Below are 3383 nucleotides of genomic sequence, written 5' to 3'. Positions count from 1 at the left end.
TTTAAGAGCCTGACGATGACCTACTCTCACATGGGGAAGCCCCACACTACCATCGGCGATATGTCGTTTCACTTCTGAGTTCGGCAAGGGATCAGGTGGTTCCAACACTCTATTGTCGTCAGGCAAACTGGTTTGGTTTTCCTGAAGGTTCAGGAGGACCAAATAGGTTGCCTTACCGGTGTACTACACTGCTCACCGGCAAAGCCAAATTGGGAATGAGAAGTTTGCTATTCATTGTCTGCAAGCTGACTTCTGACACACTGTCTTTACGCTGTCCTGTGGCTTGGAGCCAAGGGACTGCTTTGGTGTTATATAGTCAAGCCTCACGGGCAATTAGTACGGGTTAGCTTCACGCCTTACAACGCTTCCACACCCCGCCTATCAACGTTGTGGTCTTCAACGGCCCTTCAGGGGAATCAAGTTCCCAGGGAGATCTCATCTTGAGGGAGGCTTCCCGCTTAGATGCTTTCAGCGGTTATCCCGTCCGAACTTAGCTACCCGGCAATGCCACTGGCGTGACAACCGGAACACCAGAGGTTCGTCCACTCCGGTCCTCTCGTACTAGGAGCAGCTCCTCTCAAATCTCCAACGCCCACGGCAGATAGGGACCGAACTGTCTCACGACGTTCTAAACCCAGCTCGCGTACCTCTTTAAATGGCGAACAGCCATACCCTTGGGACCGGCTTCAGCCCCAGGATGAGATGAGCCGACATCGAGGTGCCAAACACCGCCGTCGATATGAACTCTTGGGCGGTATCAGCCTGTTATCCCCGGAGTACCTTTTATCCGTTGAGCGATGGCCCTTCCATACAGAACCACCGGATCACTAAGACCTGCTTTCGCACCTGCTCGACTTGTAGGTCTCGCAGTCAAGCACCCTTCTACCTTTACGCTCGTTGCACGATGTCCGACCGTGCTGAGGGTACCTTTGTGCTCCTCCGTTACTCTTTGGGAGGAGACCGCCCCAGTCAAACTACCCACCACACAATGTCCCCGATCCAGATAATGGACCTGGGTTAGAACCTCAAACATGCCAGGCTGGTATTTCAAGGTCGACTCCACCATGACTAGCGTCACGGCTTCAAAGTCTCCCAGCTATCCTACACAAGCAGGCTCAAAGTCCACTGTGAAGCTGTAGTAAAGGTTCACGGGGTCTTTCCGTCTAGCCGCGGGTACACAGCATCTTCACTGCGATTTCGATTTCACTGAGTCTCGGGTGGAGACAGCGCCCCCATCATTACGCCATTCGTGCAGGTCGGAACTTACCCGACAAGGAATTTCGCTACCTTAGGACCGTTATAGTTACGGCCGCCGTTTACCGGGGCTTCGATCAAGAGCTTCGCCGAAGCTAACCCCATCAATTAACCTTCCGGCACCGGGCAGGCGTCACACCCTATACGTCCGCTTACGCGTTTGCAGAGTGCTGTGTTTTTAATAAACAGTTGCAGGGGCCTTTTCACTGCGACCGCCAATAGCTCAGAGAGCAAGTCTCGTCACCGTCAGCGGCGTACCTTCTCCCGAAGTTACGGTACAATTTTGCCTAGTTCCTTCACCCGAGTTCTCTCAAGCGCCTTAGAATACTCATCCCAACCACCTGTGTCGGTTTGGGGTACGGTTCCTTATAACCTGAAGCTTAGAAGATTTTCCTGGAAGCATGGCATCAACCACTTCCCGGTCACAAAGGACCAGTGGTCTCGACTCTCAGCCTTAAGGTGCCGGATTTGCCTAACACCTCAGCCTACAGCCTTTCCCCGGGACAACCAACGCCCGGTAGGCATAGCCTTCTCCGTCTCTCCATCGCAGTTACAAGAAGTACAGGAATATTAACCTGTTTCCCATCAGCTACGCATTTCTGCCTCGCCTTAGGGGCCGACTCACCCTGCGCCGATTAGCGTTGCGCAGGAAACCTTGGTCTTTCGGCGTGGGAGTTTTTCACTCCCATTATCGTTACTCACGTCAGCATTCGCACTTGTGATATCTCCAGCATGCTTCTCAACACACCTTCACAGACTTACACAACGCTCCCCTACCCAGCATGCATAAGCACGCTGCCGCAGCTTCGGTATCCAGTTTTAGCCCCGTTACATCTTCCGCGCAGGCCGACTCGACTAGTGAGCTATTACGCTTTCTTTAAAGGGTGGCTGCTTCTAAGCCAACCTCCTAGCTGTCTGAGCCTTCCCACATCGTTTCCCACTTAACTGGAATTTGGGGACCTTAGCTGGCGGTCTGGGTTGTTTCCCTTTCCACGACGGACGTTAGCACCCGCCGTGTGTCTCCCGGATAGTACTCACTGGTATTCGGAGTTTGCATCGGTTTGGTAAGTCGGGATGACCCCCTAGCCGAAACAGTGCTCTACCCCCAGTGGTATTCGTCCGAGGCGCTACCTAAATAGCTTTCGGGGAGAACCAGCTATCTCCGAGCTTGATTAGCCTTTCACTCCGATCCACAGGTCATCCGCTAACTTTTCAACGGTAGTCGGTTCGGTCCTCCAATGCGTGTTACCGCATCTTCAACCTGCCCATGGATAGATCGCCCGGTTTCGGGTCTAATCCCAGCAACTATACGCCCTATTAAGACTCGGTTTCCCTACGGCTCCCCTATACGGTTAACCTCGCTACTGAAATTAAGTCGCTGACCCATTATACAAAAGGTACGCCGTCACCCCACAAAGAGGGCTCCGACTGCTTGTACGTACACGGTTTCAGGTTCTATTTCACTCCCCTCTCCGGGGTTCTTTTCGCCTTTCCCTCACGGTACTGGTTCACTATCGGTCAGCCAGGAGTATTTAGCCTTGGAGGATGGTCCCCCCACATTCAGTCAAAGTTTCACGTGCTCCGACCTACTCGATTTCACTTGATCAGATTTTCGGATACGGGGCTATCACCCACTATGGCCGGCCTTCCCAGACCGTTCTCCTAATCAGTCACAAGCTTAAGGGCTAATCCGCGTTCGCTCGCCGCTACTGACGGAATCTCAATTGATTTCTGTTCCTAAGGGTACTTAGATGTTTCAGTTCCCCTCGTTCGCTTCACATACCTATGTATTCAGCATGTGATACCTGCCTTATGACAGGTGGGTTTCCCCATTCGGAAATCTCCGGGTCAAACAGTTGTTTGCCACCTAACCGGAGCTTATCGCAGGCTACAACGTCCTTCATCGCCTCTGGCTGCCAAGGCATCCACCGTGTACGCTTAATCACTTGACTATATAACCCAAAACAGTCTCTTCATCGCCGACCTTTCGACCAGCAACTCCAATCCCGTCCAGGCTTTTTCATCGTGATAACGATTCACCATAAAGACACAAGTGTCAGATAGTCTCTTAACGCTTGCATTCTCAATGAATACTTGGACTTTCTCATTTCCCAAATTTTTAAAGAGCT

The 3383-nt window shown here is 52.1% G+C and carries 2 rRNA genes; both read right to left on the bottom strand.

Going from position 1 to position 3383, the window contains the following annotated elements:
- Nucleotides 1–7 precede the first annotated feature (7 nt).
- A 5S ribosomal RNA gene (gene rrf / locus GQF00_RS14855) occupies nucleotides 8–123 on the bottom strand.
- A 189-nt stretch (nucleotides 124–312) separates the two neighbouring features.
- Nucleotides 313–3206: ribosomal RNA gene (locus GQF00_RS14850) — 23S ribosomal RNA — on the bottom strand.
- Nucleotides 3207–3383 lie beyond the last annotated feature (177 nt).

Source organism: Alcanivorax sp. DP30 (assembly GCF_009882945.1).
Lineage (GTDB): Bacteria > Pseudomonadota > Gammaproteobacteria > Pseudomonadales > Alcanivoracaceae > Alcanivorax.
Note: the sequence above shows the minus strand (reverse complement) of the source record. Positions and strands in the feature narration are given on the sequence as shown.